This window comes from Shewanella psychropiezotolerans, assembly GCF_007197555.1.
In the GTDB taxonomy this organism is placed as follows: Bacteria; Pseudomonadota; Gammaproteobacteria; order Enterobacterales; family Shewanellaceae; genus Shewanella; species Shewanella psychropiezotolerans.
On the sequence record NZ_CP041614.1, the window covers coordinates 18,322 to 37,518 of the forward strand.

At 46.6% G+C, this 19,197-nt stretch carries 13 protein-coding genes and 3 pseudogenes; 6 read left to right on the forward strand and 10 right to left on the reverse strand.

The window, feature by feature from the left end:
- Positions 1 to 16: 16 nt before the first annotated feature.
- The 7 genes and pseudogenes from FM037_RS00085 to fadB form a co-directional block, all read right to left on the reverse strand.
- Positions 17 to 3,255, reverse strand: a pseudogene (locus FM037_RS00085) (amidohydrolase family protein).
- 425 nt (positions 3,256 to 3,680) lie between these two features.
- Positions 3,681 to 4,118 carry an MOSC domain-containing protein gene (locus FM037_RS00090; protein ID WP_144044307.1) on the reverse strand — a complete coding sequence of 146 codons (438 nt, stop codon included), beginning with the start codon at positions 4,116 to 4,118 and terminating at the stop codon, positions 3,681 to 3,683.
- A gap of 33 nt (positions 4,119 to 4,151) precedes the next feature.
- Positions 4,152 to 4,385, reverse strand: a complete 234-nt coding sequence (tusA, locus tag FM037_RS00095) for a sulfurtransferase TusA (RefSeq protein WP_144048759.1) — start codon at positions 4,383 to 4,385, stop codon at positions 4,152 to 4,154.
- A gap of 167 nt (positions 4,386 to 4,552) precedes the next feature.
- Positions 4,553 to 5,032, reverse strand: coding sequence for a Cys-tRNA(Pro) deacylase (gene ybaK / locus FM037_RS00100; protein ID WP_144044308.1), 480 nt, complete (start codon positions 5,030 to 5,032; stop codon positions 4,553 to 4,555).
- Positions 5,029 to 5,529 carry a GNAT family N-acetyltransferase gene (locus tag FM037_RS00105; protein ID WP_144044309.1) on the reverse strand — a complete coding sequence of 167 codons (501 nt, stop codon included), beginning with the start codon at positions 5,527 to 5,529 and terminating at the stop codon, positions 5,029 to 5,031. Before FM037_RS00105 ends, ybaK begins: the two co-directional genes overlap by 4 nt.
- Before the next feature lie 201 nt (positions 5,530 to 5,730).
- Positions 5,731 to 6,894, reverse strand: a complete 1,164-nt coding sequence (fadA, locus tag FM037_RS00110) for an acetyl-CoA C-acyltransferase FadA (protein ID WP_144044310.1) — start codon at positions 6,892 to 6,894, stop codon at positions 5,731 to 5,733.
- A gap of 18 nt (positions 6,895 to 6,912) precedes the next feature.
- Positions 6,913 to 9,066, reverse strand: coding sequence for a fatty acid oxidation complex subunit alpha FadB (gene fadB / locus FM037_RS00115; RefSeq protein ID WP_144044311.1), 2,154 nt, complete (start codon positions 9,064 to 9,066; stop codon positions 6,913 to 6,915).
- 303 nt (positions 9,067 to 9,369) lie between these two features.
- On the opposite strand from fadB, the gene pepQ reads away from it, so the two are divergent.
- The 4 genes and pseudogenes from pepQ to hemG (FM037_RS00135) all read left to right on the forward strand — a co-directional run bounded on the left by pepQ (position 9,370) and on the right by hemG (FM037_RS00135) (position 13,571).
- A complete protein-coding gene (pepQ, locus tag FM037_RS00120) occupies positions 9,370 to 10,689 on the forward strand; it encodes a Xaa-Pro dipeptidase (RefSeq protein WP_144044312.1) in 1,320 nt (439 codons plus the stop codon).
- Positions 10,689 to 11,306 (forward strand): YigZ family protein, encoded by a 618-nt coding sequence (locus tag FM037_RS00125; protein WP_144044313.1) that lies wholly within the window; start codon positions 10,689 to 10,691, stop codon positions 11,304 to 11,306. Before pepQ ends, FM037_RS00125 begins: the two co-directional genes overlap by 1 nt.
- Positions 11,307 to 11,470: 164 nt before the next feature.
- Positions 11,471 to 12,927: pseudogene (locus tag FM037_RS00130) on the forward strand (TrkH family potassium uptake protein).
- 116 nt (positions 12,928 to 13,043) lie between these two features.
- Positions 13,044 to 13,571 (forward strand): menaquinone-dependent protoporphyrinogen IX dehydrogenase, encoded by a 528-nt coding sequence (gene hemG, locus FM037_RS00135; RefSeq protein ID WP_144044314.1) that lies wholly within the window; start codon positions 13,044 to 13,046, stop codon positions 13,569 to 13,571.
- 317 nt (positions 13,572 to 13,888) lie between these two features.
- Here hemG (FM037_RS00135) and FM037_RS00150 read toward each other — a convergent pair whose 3' ends face one another.
- Positions 13,889 to 14,194: an ArsR/SmtB family transcription factor gene (locus tag FM037_RS00150; protein WP_144044315.1), complete on the reverse strand. Its 306-nt coding sequence runs from the start codon at positions 14,192 to 14,194 to the stop codon at positions 13,889 to 13,891.
- 198 nt (positions 14,195 to 14,392) lie between these two features.
- Here FM037_RS00150 and hemG (FM037_RS00155) point away from each other — a divergent pair, with 198 nt between their 5' ends.
- Together hemG (FM037_RS00155) and FM037_RS00160 are read left to right on the forward strand one after the other, a co-directional pair.
- Entirely contained in the window at positions 14,393 to 14,932 is a 540-nt protein-coding gene (gene hemG, locus FM037_RS00155; protein ID WP_144044316.1) for a menaquinone-dependent protoporphyrinogen IX dehydrogenase, read from the forward strand.
- A 418-nt stretch (positions 14,933 to 15,350) separates the two neighbouring features.
- Positions 15,351 to 15,962 (forward strand): hypothetical protein, encoded by a 612-nt coding sequence (locus FM037_RS00160; protein WP_144044317.1) that lies wholly within the window; start codon positions 15,351 to 15,353, stop codon positions 15,960 to 15,962.
- 276 nt (positions 15,963 to 16,238) lie between these two features.
- Here FM037_RS00160 and FM037_RS00165 read toward each other — a convergent pair.
- Together FM037_RS00165 and trkA are read right to left on the reverse strand one after the other, a co-directional pair.
- Positions 16,239 to 17,680 (reverse strand): annotated as a pseudogene (locus FM037_RS00165) (TrkH family potassium uptake protein).
- Between the two features lie 102 nt (positions 17,681 to 17,782).
- Positions 17,783 to 19,192 (reverse strand): Trk system potassium transporter TrkA, encoded by a 1,410-nt coding sequence (trkA, locus tag FM037_RS00170; protein ID WP_144044318.1) that lies wholly within the window; start codon positions 19,190 to 19,192, stop codon positions 17,783 to 17,785.
- Positions 19,193 to 19,197: the final 5 nt, after the last annotated feature.

Consider the following 19,197-nt stretch of genomic DNA (forward strand, 5'->3'; position numbering starts at 1 on the left):
AAATAAAAAACAGATATTAATGTTCAAAAAAGAAAGGCTTTCTCTCCTTTCCTCTATTTTTTGATCCACCGTTTAACTGATTCATGGTTTCGGCGTTGTAGAGTTTGCCGTTAACCATAGTATAAGTAACTCGATCTGTGACTCGAATATTTTTGAGTGGATCTCCATCGATGACGATCAGGTCGGCGAGCTTGCCTTGTTTGATTGAGCCGAGCTGATGATCCATGGCGAAGTGTGTGGCCGGATTGATGGTTGCAGTCTTGAGCACCTCGAGGTTGCTCATGCCACCTTGGGCAAACATCCACATCTCCCAATGAGCCGCTAAACCTTCACGTTGACCATGGGCACCTATATTTGGTTTAACACCCAAATCATTCATCTCATTGGCCACACGAGCAACATTGAAATGGTTGTAATGTTCATCCGGTGCGGTAGGGCGTCTCATGGATCTGGCATCTAATAGATCACTTGGTACATACATGGACAGTCTTGGGTGTGCCCACACATCTGTCTTATCGTACCAATAGTTCTCACCCGAGATTCCGCCATAGGCGACGACGAGAGTCGGGGTGTAACCGACTTCAGTCTGACTCCAGAGTTGCTTTATGTCGTTGTAGATAGATGCCGCTGGTAATGAATGTTCGATACCCGTATGACCATCGACAATCATGGTCAGGTTATGTTGTAGTAAACTGCCACCTTCAGGCACTACCATCATCTTGAGTTCACGAGCGGCCGCTATGACTTGTTGACGCTGATTACGACGTGGCTGGTTATAACTTTTCACACTGAATGCACCGACTTTCTTCAGACGCTCCAGGTGGAATTTAGCATCCTCCAATGAATCTATGTGAGATGTGTAGCCGGGACCATTGGCTCCATAGAGAATGGTACCAGTCGAGAAGATGCGTGGGCCGGCAATATTACCCGCTTTCTGTTGCTCGGAAGCGGCGAATATTTCTGTAGTATCGTTAGACGGATCATGGATAGCCGTGACACCCAGAGACAGGTTCGAGTAGAGTTCCCAGTTTTGCTGAGGGATAATTTCATCTTCACCTTGTGCGCCATGTGCATGTGCATCGAATAGGCCTGGCATCAAGGTCTTGCCTTTGATGTCTATGATTGTTGCTTCACCAGGGATTTCAGTCGATGCGTCACCGACAGAGATAATCTTATTATCCTTGACGATCACCACACCATTCTCAATCACCTTGTCATCTTCCATGGTGATGATCTTGCCCCCGACGAAGGCAATTGTTCCACGTGGAACATCGGCCTTCTGAGTGAATCCTAGATCGGTGGTCTTAGGTTCGACCTTAGCTATATCTGACTTAGTTTGCTCATCACCCTTGGTTTTACGCTGATTTTTATATTCTGTATCTACTGGCATCTGATACAGCTCTGGGCCCAAGGTCCAGTAGAGTTGATCGCTGTTACCGTTCCAGCTAATACTCTCACCGGCACGTACACTCAACTGGCTGACAGGTAAGTTACTCGCCTTAGGACCTATCTCTATGGTCTCGCCGTGCTTAGCGAATGGGGTAACCCAGACCTTGAAGCGTTCAGCGAAAGCTAGCTGCTTTCCATCGGGAGATATGCGAAACTCTGTACCTAGCTTGCTGGTGTAGTGAACTCGCTTCTGGAAGCCATCCAGGTTTATTGAGGCGAACTCTGGGGTCTCACCTTGATCCATAAAGTAGACACGCCCTGAGTCGGCACCAAACTGTGGCTGATAACCGTCGGGCGTGATTCGGGTATTTTGTTTGCCTTTGATATCTACCTTATAGAGTCCAGTATCCTGAGACCAGGTTTTCGGTGTGATAAAACCGCCTTTAGCTTTACGGTAAACCACGAAATAACCATCGGGGAGAAGGTGGGTTCTACATATTTACCTGGCTCCTTGGTTAGGGTTTTGCTGCGCTTGTTTCTGACACTGACAACTTTAACGGTACCTTGTTGCTGATCATCCCAGGTGGTAAACACGATACTTTTGCTGTCACGAGACCACTGGGGATACAGCTCCCTCAGGTCTGAATCTAGCTTAGTGAGGCGGCTGTGCTTGTCAGATTTATTAGATAAGTTCTTAATCCACAGCTTGCCCAGAGCTTCATAAACGACTTTCTTACCATCGGGTGAAACTTGAGCCATACGCAGCATCTTGACGTCGAACACATCCTTATCAAGGTCTTGCTCGAATCGTACCGCAGGTTGAACTGCCAATTCGGTCTTTACCGAGAAGGGGATCTGTTTAACTGATTTGGACTCAACATCTAGTTTGTTAATCTTACCGCCAGCCCAGAAGACTATCTCTTGGTTGTCGGCGGTCCAACTCATGGTCGGATAGACACCGTGAATGGCCCAGGTCTCTTGCATATCTCTGTCTAGCTTGCCGTATAGCTTCTCTTTCTTGCCTGATTTGAGGTCGAGCAGGTACAGAGAAGACTGAAATCCGTCACGCTTGATATAGGCTAGTTTAGTGCCGTCCGGGCTAGGGGTCGGCCGTATGGCGCCACCTGTACCTTGGACTAATACTTCTATGTCACCGGTTTCGGTATCGTAGCGCTTGATCTTATAGATGCCCTTGACCGAATCTTTCGAGTAATGGAATGTCTTACCCGGAGTGGCATCTTGGCTAAAGTAGATGTAGCGGCCATCCGGAGAGTAGGCGGGTTCGCCCAGATCTTTCTGTTCGTTAGGGCGCTCGGTGAGTTTAATGCCTTCGCCGCCTGCCACATGATATAGCCAGACTTCTCCGGCACCTAGACTACGAGATCCTGTGTAGTGCTTACGCGCGACCAGGTATTGTGAATCTGGGCTCCAGGCTGGGCTATTGAGCAGGCGGAATGTTTCGTCCGTTAGGGCTCTTGGATTACTGCCATCGGCATCCATGATCCAGATATTATCGCCACCATTCTCATCGGAGGTGAAGGCGATATACTTTCCGTCCGGGCTGTATGTTGGCTGCATCTGCCAGGCTATGCCTTTGGCTAGTACTTTAGCTTCACCACCTTGCATGGGGATCTGATAGATATCACCCAGCATGTCGAACACGATAGTTTTACCATTTGGACTGACACTGATGTTCATCCAGGTGCCTTCTGATACATCAATCTTAACCTGTTCAAAGGGGGCGTTAGTCGGTGCATTTACCTGCCACTTAGGTTCTTTGTCTGAGGTCGATTCGCTTGCCATTATCGGCAAACTTAAGCTAAGTGCGATTGCTGCACATAGCGGAGTTAACTTATGTTTTATCATTTTAATCCCTGATTTATTCTTCTAATCTAAAACTGTTGGCAATAATTATTCTCTGTTGATTGTGCCAGACTTTTCTTAAAGCGAGCTGAGTTGTTATTTTTGTGACGCTTGTGTTTTTTATGCTTTATTTTCGTTGGGTTTTTACCTGTCTTTTATCGCATATTTAAGGGACTGGTAAAACAAATATCGTGTAGCAAATTGTTAACTCAGATTGGGTTCAAGACTCGATTTATGATTAAGCTTATCGGGAAATTAGCAGGAGAGGTTCTAAGCAGGATTTTTGATACTTGCCATAAACGAGTTTGTTTTGAAAATTGGTCTTGCTGTTGGTTAGCAAGAAAGAGAAAGAAGAGTGTCTGGACTAATTCAACTCGATGAACAGAGCTAAGCCTGTCATCGAGTCTGCTTTTACAGGTAAGCTTGGTTTAGCTCAGCAGAACGGAATCTCCTGTATTTATCTCCGCATCGTTTAATACCCGGCAGGTGACACCGCCGCGCCAATCAGGTCTTAATGCGGCTTCGAGTCCTGCATGGGCTATTTCCATCTTCTTGCATGGGTCTGTCTCGCCGGTGATTTCCAGCTTGAGTTCACCTATCTGGAGTATCTTGCCGACGTGTGCCGGAGTAAAACTCAGTCCTTCCACCAGTAGATTCGCTCTACGGGTCGTCCAAGGTAGCATGGTATTTAGTTCAGCGCAGACGGTTTGCCATTGCTCTTTAGACATTACGGTGACTTGTCGTTTTCCTGGTCGGCCGAAGAAATCCTGTTCGACGCCATGGTTGCAGGTGACATTCGCCTTAGTAACGAGTGTCATAGGCTTCTGCTTAATGGGTTTAAACCCGATGGCAATGAGTGTCGACATAGATGATTCCTTTATGTAGTTAGGGCTTTCAGTTCAGAGACCTTTTTGGATTAAATACTGGTAAGGGGTTTTATCTGTACTGCTCGAGAGTAGCTTATGATCCATAAATTCACAGAAGCTGGGAATATCGCGTGTAGTGGCAGGGTCATCTGCGACAATCAGCAGAGTCTCGCCAGCTTCCATTTTTCGTACTGATTTACGCACCATCATAACGGGCTCCGGACATCTGAGCCCAATGGCATCTAAATGATGGTCGGCCTGATTCATGCCATCGATAATCGTATCACTCACTCGGTCGCTCATAATTCCTCAACCATATATCTGCCATCAAACCTACTGAAATCAGAGGTGAGGCGTGCTTGTAAAGAGTGACTAATATTACTCCAGCAAAAAGCTTTATCCAAGCTCTGAGGGGGATTTTGTGAAAGTAGGGCTTAGGATTTCAATTCACTCGTGAGGGGAGATACTTGTGCCTTAGTCATCTGTTGTAGCTGCTCTGGCGCTAGTTCGATATCTAATCCTCGCTGACCGCCGCTGACATATATTTGTGGGTGATTCTCTGCACTGATGTCTATGTAAGTCTTTAGGGCTTTCTTCTGGGCGATTGGACTGACGCCTCCCAATTTATAACCCGTGGATCTTTGCACATCATCGGCATTGGCCATGACCGCTTTTTTCGCGTTCGCTGCCTTGGCTATGAGTTTCATACTGAGTTTTGAGGCGACGGGAATTATGGCAACCACAAGCTGTTTGCCATCGAGTTGCACGACCAAGGTCTTAAATACCTGTTCAAGTTGCAGACCTAGTTTTTCTGCCGCCTCTAACCCATAGGAATCACAACCCGGTTCATGGTGATATTCATGAATGGTGAACTCTACCTTAGCTTTCTTTAGTGCATCGATTGCAGGCGTCATGCTCGTTTCTGCTCTTCGCAAACTCGCTCATTCACCTTCAATTTCATCACCAGTACTTTCACTCCGTGATAGGTCACCTGTTCGACGGCTTTCCAGCCCATCTTCTTATACAGGCCACCTGAATGATCTTCTGTTTGTAGATAGAGTTCGCTCACCTGGTGTCGTCTGGCTAAATCTAAGATGCCATTAATCAGGGACTGACCAATGGCTTTCCCTCTGTGAGCCTTATCGACGTAAACGCCGCCGAGCCAATGTGAGGTTTCAGGGTAAGTGGTCATCTCCTGAAAACGCAATTGAGCCGTTGCAACCATCTGGTTATTGACTGTAGCCAAAAGCATTAAGGGGAGTTTGTCTGTATTGAGATAACCATTCAGCTTAGTTTCTAACGCTGAAGTTGATCGACTACTGTCGTTACTTATGTGTCCCCACTCATCGCTATACCATTTAGCAATTTGTGGAATCGCTTTAGGCTTATCTGCCAGTAATACCAGTTCCATATCTTGATTCCAAAGTTGTTTGAGGAAGACTAGTTTTGACAGGTTTTGATTAATTATTCAAGGGGAGGTCGATCTGTTTGTGGGAGCATTTTCAGGAACTTGCAGTAGATATGTTTCACGTGGAACAAAAAAACCTAAGCTAAATACGCTTAGGTTTTTTTTAAGGTTAACTTCGTTAACAAGTTTTATTTGATGGTAAACCTAAGGTCTTTCGAATATCGTTGCGATACCTTGGCCTAAACCGATACACATGGTCGCAAGACCATATTTTGCATCTTTGCTTTCCATCAGGTTGATAAGCGTTGTAGAGATACGCGTACCGGAGCAACCCAATGGATGGCCTAGGGCGATAGCTCCGCCGTTGAGGTTAATCTTCTCATCGACAACATCCATTAAGCCTAACTCTTTCACACAAGGCAGAGACTGGGCGGCGAAGGCTTCGTTGAGTTCGATAACATCAAGGTCATCGATAGTCAGGCCTGCGCGTTCCAGTGCTTTCTTAGTCGCCGGAACCGGACCATAACCCATGATGGCTGCATCACAACCTGCGACAGCCATTGAGCGGATACGAGCACGAATTGGTAAGCCTAAAGCCTTGGCTTTCTCTTCTTCCATAACCAGCATGGCAGAAGCACCATCGGACAGGGCTGAGGATGTCCCCGCTGTTACAGTACCGTTAACTGGATCGAAAGCAGGTCTAAGTCCTGATAGAGATTCCATGGTCGTGTCAGGGCGGATAACTTCGTCATGCTCAACCATGATCAAGGCACCATTGGCATCATGACCTTCGATTGGGTGGATCTCATTGGCGAAGCGACCTTCGACTGTGGCTGCATGAGCACGTTTATGTGAACGTACTGCAAATTCATCTTGCTGCTCACGTGTGATGCCGTGCATTTTACCTAGCATCTCAGCCGTTAGACCCATCATGCCCGATGCCTTAGCGACATTACTGGCAAGACCCGGGTGGAAGTCGACACCATGATTCATAGGTACATGACCCATGTGCTCGACACCACCGACGATAAACGTATCACCTTGGCCTGTCATGATGGCGCGCGCGGCTTGGTGCAGGGCATCCATAGATGAACCACATAGACGGTTAACGGTCACGCCGCCAATCTGCTTAGGCAGACCCGCAAGCAGTGATGCATTACGGGCGATATTGAAGCCTTGCTCCAGAGTCTGCTGCACACAGCCCCAGATCACGTCTTCAATGGTATTAGGATCCAGTTTAGGGTTACGTTCAACCAGGGCCTTCATTAGTTCAGCAGAGAGAGTCTCTGCACGTACATTTCTAAATACTCCAGCCTTAGAGCGGCCCATGGGAGTACGGATGCAATCTACGATAACTGCTTGTTTCATTGTATTATTCCTTCCCACTTATTTAGACTGGTAGTAGCTGCCATTGTTTGCGGCAAGTTCACGCATGGCATCTGTTACTTGATATAGGCCACCTAAGTGAGCATATTTATCGGCAAGAGCGACGAAGTTTGCGACGCCCATGGTATCTACATAACGGAATACACCGCCTCGAAATGGTGGGAAACCTAAGCCGTAAACCAGACCCATATCCGCTTCAGCGGGTGAAGCGATAATGCCTTCTTCGAGACAACGCACGGTTTCTATGATCATAGGGATCATAGTGCGGGCGATGATCTCATCTGATTCGAATTGCTTAAGCTCGCCGAATTCGGCACCTAGCAGTTCATAGCTAACGGCATCGACATCTTTCTTCGGCTTGCCACGACGGTCGACTGAGTAAGCATAGAAACCTTTGCTATTCTTCTGACCGAAGCGTTCCGCCTCGAACATGATATCGATAGCATCTTTGCCTTCTTTCGCCATGCGGTCAGGGAAGCCTTCAGCCATAACAGCCTGTGCGTGATGGCCTGTATCTAAACCGACAACATCGAGCAGGTATGCTGGGCCCATTGGCCAACCGAACTGCTTCTCCATCACCTTATCGATAGCGGCGAAATCACCACCATCGGCGAGTAGGCCGCTGAAGCCTGCAAAATAAGGGAACAGCACACGGTTAACGAAGAAACCAGGGCAATCATTCACTACGATAGGTGTCTTACCCATCTTACTGGCGTAAGCTACTACAGTCGCGATAGTCTCTTCCGAGCTGTTCTCACCACGAATAATTTCAACCAATGGCATCTTATGTACCGGGTTGAAGAAGTGCATGCCACAGAAACGTTCAGGCTTCTTTAGCGCCTTAGCCAGCAGATTGATCGAAATAGTAGAAGTATTAGAGGTGATGATGGCATCGTCGGCAACATGCTGCTCAACTTCGGCCAGTACCATTGACTTGACCTTAGGATGTTCGACAACGGCTTCGACAACAACATCGACATCTTTAACCGGGGTATAGTCCAGAGTCGCTGTGATGTTGTTAAGCACCTTAGCCATCTTCTCTGGTGTGGAACGACCACGTTTAATCTGTGCAGCAAGCAGCTTAGATGCTTCACCCAGACCTAACTCCAGAGCTGGCTGTGCGATATCCTTCATGACAATAGGAGTGCCCTTGCTGGCGCTCTGGTAGGCGATGCCGCCACCCATGATGCCAGCACCCAGTACGGCGGCTGTGTCTACTTTCTTAGCCAGTTTACCGGCCTTCTTAGCCTTGCCTTTGACTAACTGGTCATTGAGGAAGATACCAATCAATGCCTGAGCCACGTCTGTCTTGGCTAGCTTAACAAAAGCCTGATGCTCTATCTTAAGAGCTTCATCTCGCTTAAGGTTTGCTGCTTGCTCTATGACGCTGATGGCTGTCATAGGTGCAGGGTAATGCTTGCCCGCTATCTTGAAGACCATGCCTTTCGCCGTGGCGAATGACATCATGGCTTCTAGCTTAGGTAATGTAAGTGGCGCCTGCTTGCGAGCGCGGCGACTCTGCCAGTCGAGTTTTTCTGCGACGGCATCCTTCAGCATCTGAATCGCTGAAGCTTGTAAATTCTCTGGTGCAACGATAGCGTCGATAGCGCCGACTTTAAGTGCCGCTTCCGGACGTTGGTCCTTACCGCTAGTGATCCACTCGAGGGCGTTGTCTGTACCGATTAGACGCGGAAGGCGAACCGTACCACCAAAACCAGGAACCAATCCTAGCTTAGACTCAGGTAATCCCACTCTTGCCGTAGTATCGGCAATACGGAAATCGGTTGCTAGTACGGTTTCGAAACCACCACCTAGTGCAAAGCCGTTGATGGCTGAGATAGTCGGAAAGGGAAGATCTTCTAACTTATTAAATACGACATTCGCTTCTGCTATCCAAGGTAGTAGCACGCTATCGTCTTGGGCGAACAAGCCTAAAAATTCAGTGATGTCGGCGCCAACGATGAAGGCGCTTTTACCTGAAGTCAGGACTAAAGCTTGGATGTCTGAATTTTGCTTGATTGCATCGAGTGCAGCGTTAAGAGAGTCAATCGTTTCTCTATCTAGCTTGTTGACTGAACCCGGTGCGTTAAAGCATAGCCGAGCGATATTATCTTCAAGTAACTCAACCTGAATCGTAGGACTTTGGTAGATCATTGCTTGCTTCCTTTTGCGTGATACCCGTCTTTGAATATTATTAACTAGGGGTTATTTTTCTATCTCAGCGCAGGTCATCATCTGACCAGTTACTACTCAGTGTGCGACGAATTTGGATAAATTACAACACCCAATTTAAACACTCGTTTGATTGACGCTTTGGTGGAGGTCTTTTTAAGCTTTATGTTAGACTGTTTTTAGATGCTGAACAGGCATAAATAGTCTAGTTAAGTGACGCTGAAAAGCGAGTCAGATACTTACTATGCTTTAATAATAAGAACAACTAACAACAGGAAGTCACTCATGGATCAGCTCGCTAGCCATTATCTTGCTCATATCACCGAACTGAACCGTCGTGTGGCGGACATAGTTACCCGAGAAAATTTATCTGGTCTGGTGATCCATTCAGGCCAACCTCATCGTCAGTTTTTAGACGATATGGATTACCCTTTTAAGGTTAATCCGCACTTTAAGGCCTGGTTACCTATCTTGGATAATCCTCACTGTTGGTTGTTAGTCAATGGCCGGGATAAGCCGCAATTGATCTTCTTTCGTCCGGTAGATTTCTGGCATAAGGTTGCCGATGTTCCCGATGCATTCTGGAGCGAGCATGTTGAGATCAAACTGCTGACTAAAGCCGATAAGGTTGCCGAGTTACTGCCAAAAGATATCGCAAACTGGGCCTATATAGGGGAACACTTAGATGTTGCCGAGGTACTTGGGTTTAAGTCTCGAAATCCAGATGCAGTGATGAGTTACCTTCATTACCATAGAGCGACCAAGACTCAATATGAGCTCGAGTGTATGCGACGCTCTAACGAGATAGCTGTACATGGTCACGTAGCGGCTAGAAAGGCCTTCTATAATGGTGGCAGCGAGTTTGAGATCCAGCAGGAATACCTAACAGCTTCTTGTCAGGGCGAGAACGAAGTGCCTTACGGTAATATTATCGCGCTTAACCAGAATGCTTCGATTCTGCATTACACTAAGCTTGAACATGCCAGTCCTCATCCGAGAAAATCCTTTCTTATCGATGCCGGGGCAAATTTCTTTGGTTATGCCTCGGATATTACCCGCACCTACGCCTTCGAGAAAAATATCTTCAGCGAGTTGATCGAGGCGATGAACAAGGCGCAACTTGAGCTTGTGGATATGATGAGGCCGGGAGTCAAATATGTTGATTTACATATTGAGACTCATAAGAAAGTTGCCCAGATCATGTTGGATTTTAATATGGCCAGAGGGGATGTCGAGAGCTTAGTCGAGCAGGGTATCACCAGTGTCTTTTACCCCCATGGGTTAGGCCACATGTTAGGGCTACAAGTCCACGACATGGGTGGCTATCTTCATGATGAACGCGGCACTCATATTGCCGCACCAGATGCGCATCCCTTCCTGCGTTGTACCCGTACTCTTGCCGTGAACCAGGTGCTGACCATAGAGCCTGGCATCTACATCATCGACTCTCTGCTCGATGGCTTAAAGCAAGATAAACGTCAGGCACAGATCAACTGGAATACCATAGATCTGTTACGTCCATTCGGCGGCATTCGCATCGAAGATAATGTCATCGTTCATGCCGATAGAAACGAGAATATGACTCGTGATTGTGGCTTAGGCTAATGATTGATAGTTATCAGATCCCATCTGTCGACATAGTAGTAGAAGAAGAGATAAAGCATAGTCGCTTTATCTCTTTTCTTTTTCACTGTCAGTCTGATGAAGAGCTGAAGTGTGCGCTTACTAACATTAAGGTCGAGTATCCTGGGGCCAGCCATTATTGCTATGCGTTCGTAAATGCAGCACCGGGTAACAGCATGGCTATCGGTTCCAGTGATGATGGGGAGCCAGCTGGAAGTGCCGGGCGTCCCATGTTGGCGACTTTACAGGGATCTGGTGTGGGTGAGATAGGCGCCATTGTGGTGCGTTACTTCGGTGGTACTAAGCTCGGAGTGGGTGGGTTAGTCAGGGCCTATAGTTCGGGTATCAGACAAGGACTGACTCAGTTACAAACTGAGCTTAAACAGATCCGTTATCCGGGGCTATTGGAGTGTGATTATAGCCAGCTTCAGGATGTGGAGTATCTGCTTAAGCAGAGTGACGGCGTGATATCGGACAGATCCTTTACCGATAAGGTTCTGGTGACTTTTGAGCTTCCTAAACGGCATCAAGACAAACTCAATACTGATTTAGCCACCATGAGTCAGGGAAAGCTCAAAGCGAACTTTGAGCTGGAGTGATCTCTGGCTTAAGAGGTTTATACCAGTTGCATTAATGATGAGTGAGCACGATGATTTGTCTCTGTGCTGGGTTATCGAAATGTGCGAAAATAACAAAATGTGCGCTTTCCTCGCTCTCTTCTTATGGGGAGTGAGTTTCGCTAATGAATAATAGATAGGCCTAGATGCAATATAGAACGATAATAAGAATAACAGGTATGCTTATGGGCTTGTTTTCCCTATCTCTGCTCCCGCCAGCTCTGGTTGCGGTGATCTATAAGGATGGAGGCGGTACCGCATTTATTCAGGCGTTTGTGTTGAGTCTATTTCTTGGTTTCATGCTCTGGTATCCCAATCGAAGGCACAAAAAAGATCTTCGTACCCGTGAAGGCTTCCTCTTGGTGGTGCTTTTTTGGGGGTGCTAGGTTCTATTGGTGCGGTACCCTTTATTTTTTCCAGTCAGCCAGACTTATCTATTACTGACAGTTTCTTTGAGTCTTTCTCGGCCTTAACCACCACAGGTGCCACTGTGATTGTAGGCTTAGATTCTCTACCCAAAGCCATACTTTTCTACCGACATCTGCTGCAATGGCTGGGTGGTATGGGGATCATTGTCTTGGCCGTCGCCATTCTGCCTGTACTTGGTATCGGTGGAATGCAGCTCTATCGCGCCGAGATGCCTGGTCCGGTGAAAGACAGTAAGATGACCCCAAGGATAGCCGAGACAGCTAAGGCTTTATGGTATATCTATTTTTTACTGACAGTCGCCTGTGCCTTCTCTTACTGGGTGGCGGGAATGAATGTCTTCGATGCTATCTGCCACTCTTTCTCAACTATCGCCATCGGCGGCTTCTCTACCTATGATGCCAGTATCGGCCATTTCGATAGCCCGGCAATTAACATGGTCTGTGTGGTCTTTCTCTTAATAGCAGCGCTCAATTTCAGCCTTCACTTTGCTGCCTTCACCCGTCGCGGTATTAACCTCAGAGTCTACTTTAAAGACGCCGAGTTTAAGGTGCTGATTATAGTGCAGCTTGCGTTGACTGCGATCTGCTTTGCGACTCTCTATCACTCGGGGATCTATGATTCTCCGGAAGAGACCTTCGATTATGCCCTATTTCAGGCGGTGTCAATTTCGACAACGGCTGGATTCGGCACCGAGAGTTTCCACATGTGGCCGCTGTTTCTGCCTATGTTACTCATCTTCTCTAGCTTTATCGGCGGCTGTGGCGGTTCGACTGCCGGCGGTATCAAGGTGATGCGGATGATCTTGTTACTCAAGCAGGGCTCCCGTGAACTTAAACGTCTGGTACACCCCAGAGGCATGTTCTCGATTCGGATCGGCAATAAAGTCTTACCCGAGCGCGTCATAGATGCGGTATGGGGTTTTTTCTCTGCTTACGCCCTGGTTTTTGTTATCTGCATGCTGGCATTGATGGGGATGGGGATGGATAATATCACCGCCTTTAGCGCCACCGCGGCTTGCCTAAATAACTTAGGCCCAGGTTTAGGTGAAGTGGCAAGTAACTATGCCAGTATCAATGATGGTTCTAAATGGATACTCTTGTTAGCCATGTTGTTTGGCCGACTCGAAGTTTTTACGCTTTTAGTCTTGTTTACGCCTACTTTTTGGCGAAATTAGGGTCGAATTAAACCTTTACCTTATAGCTTTATTGGCTACATTTTTATTTAATTGATATAGACTTATGGTCCATAAGTGGCCGCTGGTATTTCTACCTTTATTATTCAGGAAAGCTGATGAGCAATACGTTAATTATCTACTCCACCGTCGATGGCCAAACAAAAGCAATTTGTGAGCTTGTGCAGGGGATCAGTGAAGGTGCGGGTGATAGTGTGACTTTAGCTTCACTGGAAGAGGCCCAAGGTTTAAACCTCTCTTACTTTGATAAGATCTTGATTGGTGCCAGTATCCGTTATGGTAAGCACAGACCGGAACTGTATCAGTATATCAACCGTCATCAAGCCGTACTTAATGCCAAGAAGAATGCCTTCTTTACAGTGAATGTAGTTGCCAGGAAACCGGAGAAGAACACCCCGGAAACCAATCCTTATATGAAGAAGTTTCTATCGCTTTCTTTATGGAAACCACAGCAGTTAGGCGTTTTCGCCGGTAAGATCGATTATCCTAAGTACCGTTTCTTCGATAAGAGCATGATACGTTTTATCATGTGGATGACCAAGGGACCGACTGATACGTCTGGAACCTATGAGTTTACCAACTGGGAGCAAGTTGAAGAATTCGCTAAAGCTTTCACAGATAGATAGGGTTAGCTATTAGCAATAAACAGTAGATGACCAAGGGGGCGTCAATGGATACCTCTGGGACTTATGAGTTTACCAACTGGGATCAGGTTGAAGAATTCGCTAAAGCTTTCACCGATAAATAGGGTTAGCTGTTAACAATAAACAGTAGATGACCAAGGGGTCGCCAATGGATACCTCTGGGACTTATGAGTTTACCAACTGGGATCAAGTCGAAGAGTTCGCCAAGGCTTTTACCGATAGATAGTTCTAGCTGTGATGAAAACTAAAAATGCCAGTCGAGTGACTGGCATTTTGCTGTATAAACTTATCCAAAAGAATTATGTACAAAACTGCTTATGCATGATCGAGATGATTTCAGTGACCTGTTCATTCTTGAGTGAGTAATACACCACCTGGGAGCTCTTACGTGTAGACACCAGATCCTGTGTTCTTAAAACGGCAAGATGCTGAGACAGGGCTGATTGGCTCAGCGGGATGGTCTCATTTAGTTGAGTCACACTTAATTCATTATCCAGCAGTAGGCACAAGATCATCAATCGATTTGGGTTGGCAATCGCTTTTAGCCATTTAGCCGCATTCTCTGCATTGGTCACCATGGCATTTACATCGATATCTTTTTGCATATCTGTACTCACTTCACTCTTGGATTAGTTTATTCTAATTGAGCCGTTTAGCTAAGACAATGATACTAACTTGGCTACAGATCTCAATTCTAACTTCTATTTATATGAGCTAGCGCTAATTTGTGATCAATTCCTGTGTTTATAAAATGACTTGCTGCAACAATACGCGCTGAAAATAGTTTTGAATTGGACATATCGATGAAGTCAGTACTGGTACTTTACTACTCCAGAGGTGGTCATACCGCCAGAATCAGCCGCGCCGTCGCCGAACAAATTGAAAGCAGCGGAAACAGATGCACTGTGATGCATATCAGTGAGGCGACGCAAAGTGGCTTGGATTGGTCACAATATGACTGCGTCGCTTTAGGTGCCTGTGTACTTTACGGTAGCTATGATAAATCAGTATTCGCCTTTGCCACTGAACATCAAGCAGCCTTAGATAGCATTCCCAGCAGTTTTTACAGCGTTAATGTTGTCGCTCGTAATCCCGAGAAGCGCATCCCGGAGAATAACAAGTATCTGCAGAAATTCATCGAGCTTTCCCCCTGGAAACCCAAGGACGTTAAAGTGATCGCCGGCAAGGTTGATTACCCCTCATGGCGCTGGTGGGACAGACTCGCTATTCAGATGATCATGAAGATGACAGATGGCCCAACAGACCCTAAATCGGTGATCGACTACACCGACTGGGATGACGTTAAAGTCTATGCCGATCATTTGGTTAGTTTAGCTAAATAACGTTTAGCTTTTTATAAATCAAGCTTTGCTTGATAAAGGTCGTGGATTTCCAACCCACACCCGGGCAAGGAGGACTGCATCCACCTATGACGCTCCGGCGAAGTTGTGTTCCTTCTTTTGTTTTTGAAAATAGCTAACGCTTCCGATGGGGCATCAAAGCCCCCCCCCCCCCCCGAAAGCTCTTGCCACATTCATGTGGTAATCACGCTATTTACTTCAACAAACTTCGGCAACTTCCAACGGGTTTATATGTTTCTTCGACGTGACCCTTTTGAGTGACGTAGTGCATTTTTAATATATATTCCCTATGAAATATTGCTTTTTCTCAATATGTTATAATTTCTACTCGTCAATTTATGTAAGTAATTACTATCAGAATAGCTAATTATTTGTTGAGGTTAGGAAGGAGTGGAAGTGTGTGAGGGTACTTAAACATTTGTTAGCGACAGGGAGCCTTCTAATTATTGTTTCTTTAATAATGTGCAGGTCTCAAATTTATGCATTTATTGAAGAGAAAGAACTCTTAGGTACTCTTTTAACTGGAGCTCTAGCTGTTATTACAGTATCAATTGTTCAGGTGTGTTTCTATGCACGGCAGAAAAAAGACCATGAACATAATGCTTTAATGAAGTCCGAGGAGCGACGACTTGATAAAAAAGAAGAGGTGCTTGGGCTGTTATGTGAGATGAATGAGATGCTTGATGAGCTATGTCAGTGTCAACATAAGATCTTTATATGCCCTGTAACTGTTGATAACATGGAGTTAAGGGATAAATATAAACTTTATATAAATCAGCTTACTACGAAGTTTAATTTGTCTGGTAATTTATTTATTATTTACTTACCTTCATTAATCCCTAATTATAAAGAGTTTAAAACTGAATTTACTAATTTTCGAAAAATAGCTACGGACGTTGAGAGTTATACAACTCATCAAAGTCTAGATAAATCATCAAGTCATCTTCAGTCTATTTTGATAAAACTTATAACAGATGTCAGAGAGTCTCCGAACAAACTTATTAATACGTGAAAATCTTGGAGAGGATTCAGAATGTAGAGTTTCCATTTTGTCAGTGTTTACACTAACTGCCTAATCGAAGAAGGGGCATTACCTAGTATAAGCGCGGCTGTGACCTTCGGCAACAGGGATGTTGTCGCAGAGCTCACAGGGATTGTGCTTGCAGCGTGTCACAGAAGTGCTTGTACATGCGCACGCTGCAGGCGATAGATATGAATAAAGTCTAAATCTACTGGGCAACTCTCAAATAAAATAAATCTAAACAATCATCGACCAAAATACTTCGAACTAGTATTTCCAAAAGCCTGGGTGGAACAGCACCGCTACCGTCAGTATTTCCAAGCGTCCTAACAACATACCTATGGCCAGTGCCCACTTGGCCACGTCGGGCAAGCTAGAGAAATTACCCGCTGGACCAATAATATGGCCAAGACCAGGACCTACGTTAGTCACTGCTGTTATTGCGCCGGTGAAACTGGTGGTGGGATCTAGTCCTGTCATGACTAATATGACTGAAAGTGCGATTATCACGAACATGAACAGCAGAATAAAGGTCACTAGGGAGCGGACGATATCTTCGCCTATGGGGCGGTTGTTATAGCGTTCCTTGAATACACCGTTAGGGTGAAACTGCTGCTTGAGTTGTTCACGCATGATGGCGATGGCTATCTGAAAGCGGAAGATCTTGATGCCTCCTGAAGTCGAGCCTGAGCAGCTACCGGCAAACATTAAGAACAGGAAGATGACATTGGCCAGCGCACCCCAGGCGGTGTAATCCGTTAAGCCGTAACCCGTAGTGGTGACAACCGAGACTACGTTGAAGCTAGCGAGACGCATGGCATCGATAGGGGGATCTCGCGACTGTTCCAGAGCCAGAACGCCAGGCAAGATGACACAGTAAAGATGAATAGCAGGAAGCCTTTCACCTGGGCGTCGTTCCATACCAGCAGAGATCTCTGTTGAATACAGTTGACGAACATCAGCATCGGCAAGCCACCGGCGGCCATAAAGACGATGCCGACCCAATGGGCATTATCAGAGAAAGCTGCCATCGAACTATCGGAAGTGGAGTAGCCACCTGTAGAGAGGGTGGTCATGGCATGGTTGAGTGCCTCAAACCAGCTCATGCCTGCCATATGGTAGGCGAATCCACAGAGTACCGTGAGTAAGATATAGATGTAGAAAAGGTTCTTGGCCATATCTTGGGTACGGGGTATTGCCTTGTCACTCCAGTCGGAGGATTCGGTTCTAAACAGCCGCATACCACCGACATTAAGAAATGGTAGCACAGCCACGGCCATCACGATAAAGCCAATGCCACCCAGCCATTGTAATAGGGATCGCCAGATCAATATGCTGTGATCCATGCTGTCCAAGCCTGATAATACCGTCGAACCTGTGGTAGTGATCCCCGACATAGTCTCGAAGAAGGCGTCGGTATAGTTGATGCCGTGATAGAGGGTGAAGGGCATGGCCGCGAAAACACTGACTATCAGCCAAGTCAGGCTGGTCAGTAGGAACATGTCGCGAATATTAAGGTTGAGCTGCTTACTTTTTCCCTGGTGCATGCAAGCGGTAGCCACCGTGGCCGTGACCAGAGATGAGATCATGAAGGCACCAACGGTTTCTTCACTATAGAATAGCGCGAAGAGCAAGGGGATAAACATAAATACCGTCAGGGTCGACAGAAATATGCCCAAAATAAACAGCAGTGGCCGAAAGTTCAGCATGAGTCAATCCTTTGAAAAACAAACGAGCGGCCGGTCTCTATTATTCTCAGTAAAACCGAGTGTAAAGCCAAGCCGCTATTCAAAAGTGTCTGATGGCAAATATTAAAAGAAGAATGCGCTTGGCTGGAAAAGCTTCTCAACTTCGCCGATAAACTTCTTGTTTACCAAGAAGAGAACGACATGGTCGCCTTGTTCTATTACTGTCTTGTCATGAGCCATCAACACCTCTTCATCCCGCACTATGGCACCGATAGTTGTACCCGGTGGCAGCTTAATATCACCTATCTTCTTGCCTACTACTTTGGAGGTCTTGGAATCGCCGTGAGCTATGGCCTCAATGGCCTCGGCAGCTCCGCGGCGTAGGGAGTAGACGTTACAGATATCGCCCTGACGAATATGGGTCAAGAGTGCAGATATAGTGGCTTGCTGAGGAGAGATGGCGATATCGATATTGGCTTCTTGAACGATATCGACATAAGCCTCACGTTGAATCAGTACCATTACCTTCTTGGCACCCATGCGCTTAGCGAGTAGTGCGGCCATGATGTTGGCTTCATCGTCATTGGTGACGGCGATAAACACATCGGTCTGATCGATATGCTCTTCGAGCAGGAGCTCCTGATCTGAGGCATCACCACAAAATACTGTGGTGTTTTCCAATCGCTCGGAAAGCTCCTCGGCCCGCTCTTGTCTATGTTCGATAAGCTTGACTGAGTGATTGCGCTGCAGCTGTTTGGCGAGTCCCATTCCTATATTACCACCACCGGCAATCATGATATTGCGGTAGGAGTTATCGAGCTTTTGCATCTCACTCATCACTGCGCGTACATGGCGGCTATCGGCAAGGAAGAAGACTTCGTCATCGGCTTCGATGATAGTAGTACCGCGCGGCATGATTGCGCGGCCTTGTCTGAATATGGCCGCGACTCGGGTATCGATATTAGGCATATGCTCGCGCAGGGCGGCGAGAGCATTACCCACCAAGGGGCCACCATAATAGGCTTTTACCGCGACTAAGCTGAGGCGCCCCTCGGCAAATTCCAGTACCTGTAGAGCTCCGGGGTATTCCACCAAGCGGCGGATGTAGGAGGTCACTAACTGTTCTGGGGCGATAAGCTCATCGATAATGAAACCACCACGAGTTCGATTATCACTTTGCTTGGTTTCACTATTGATAAACAACTTATCTTTAAGCGCTAAGTATTGCTCCGAACGGATCCGGGCAATTTTAGTTGGTGTTCCAAACAGGGTATAAGCGATCTGACAGGCCGCCATATTACATTCATCGCTGTTGGTCACGGCGATCAGCATATCGGCATCTTCGGCGCCTGCTTCCTTGAGCACATCCGGGTGAGCACCATGGCCGAGTACGACTCGTAGATCGTATTTGTCCTGCAGTGAACGCAACCGGGTCTTGTCGTAATCGACGACTGTGATGTCATTGTTTTCACCGACTAAGTTCTCAGCCAGCGTGCCACCGACCTGACCCGCACCCAAAATGATAATCTTCATGGCCT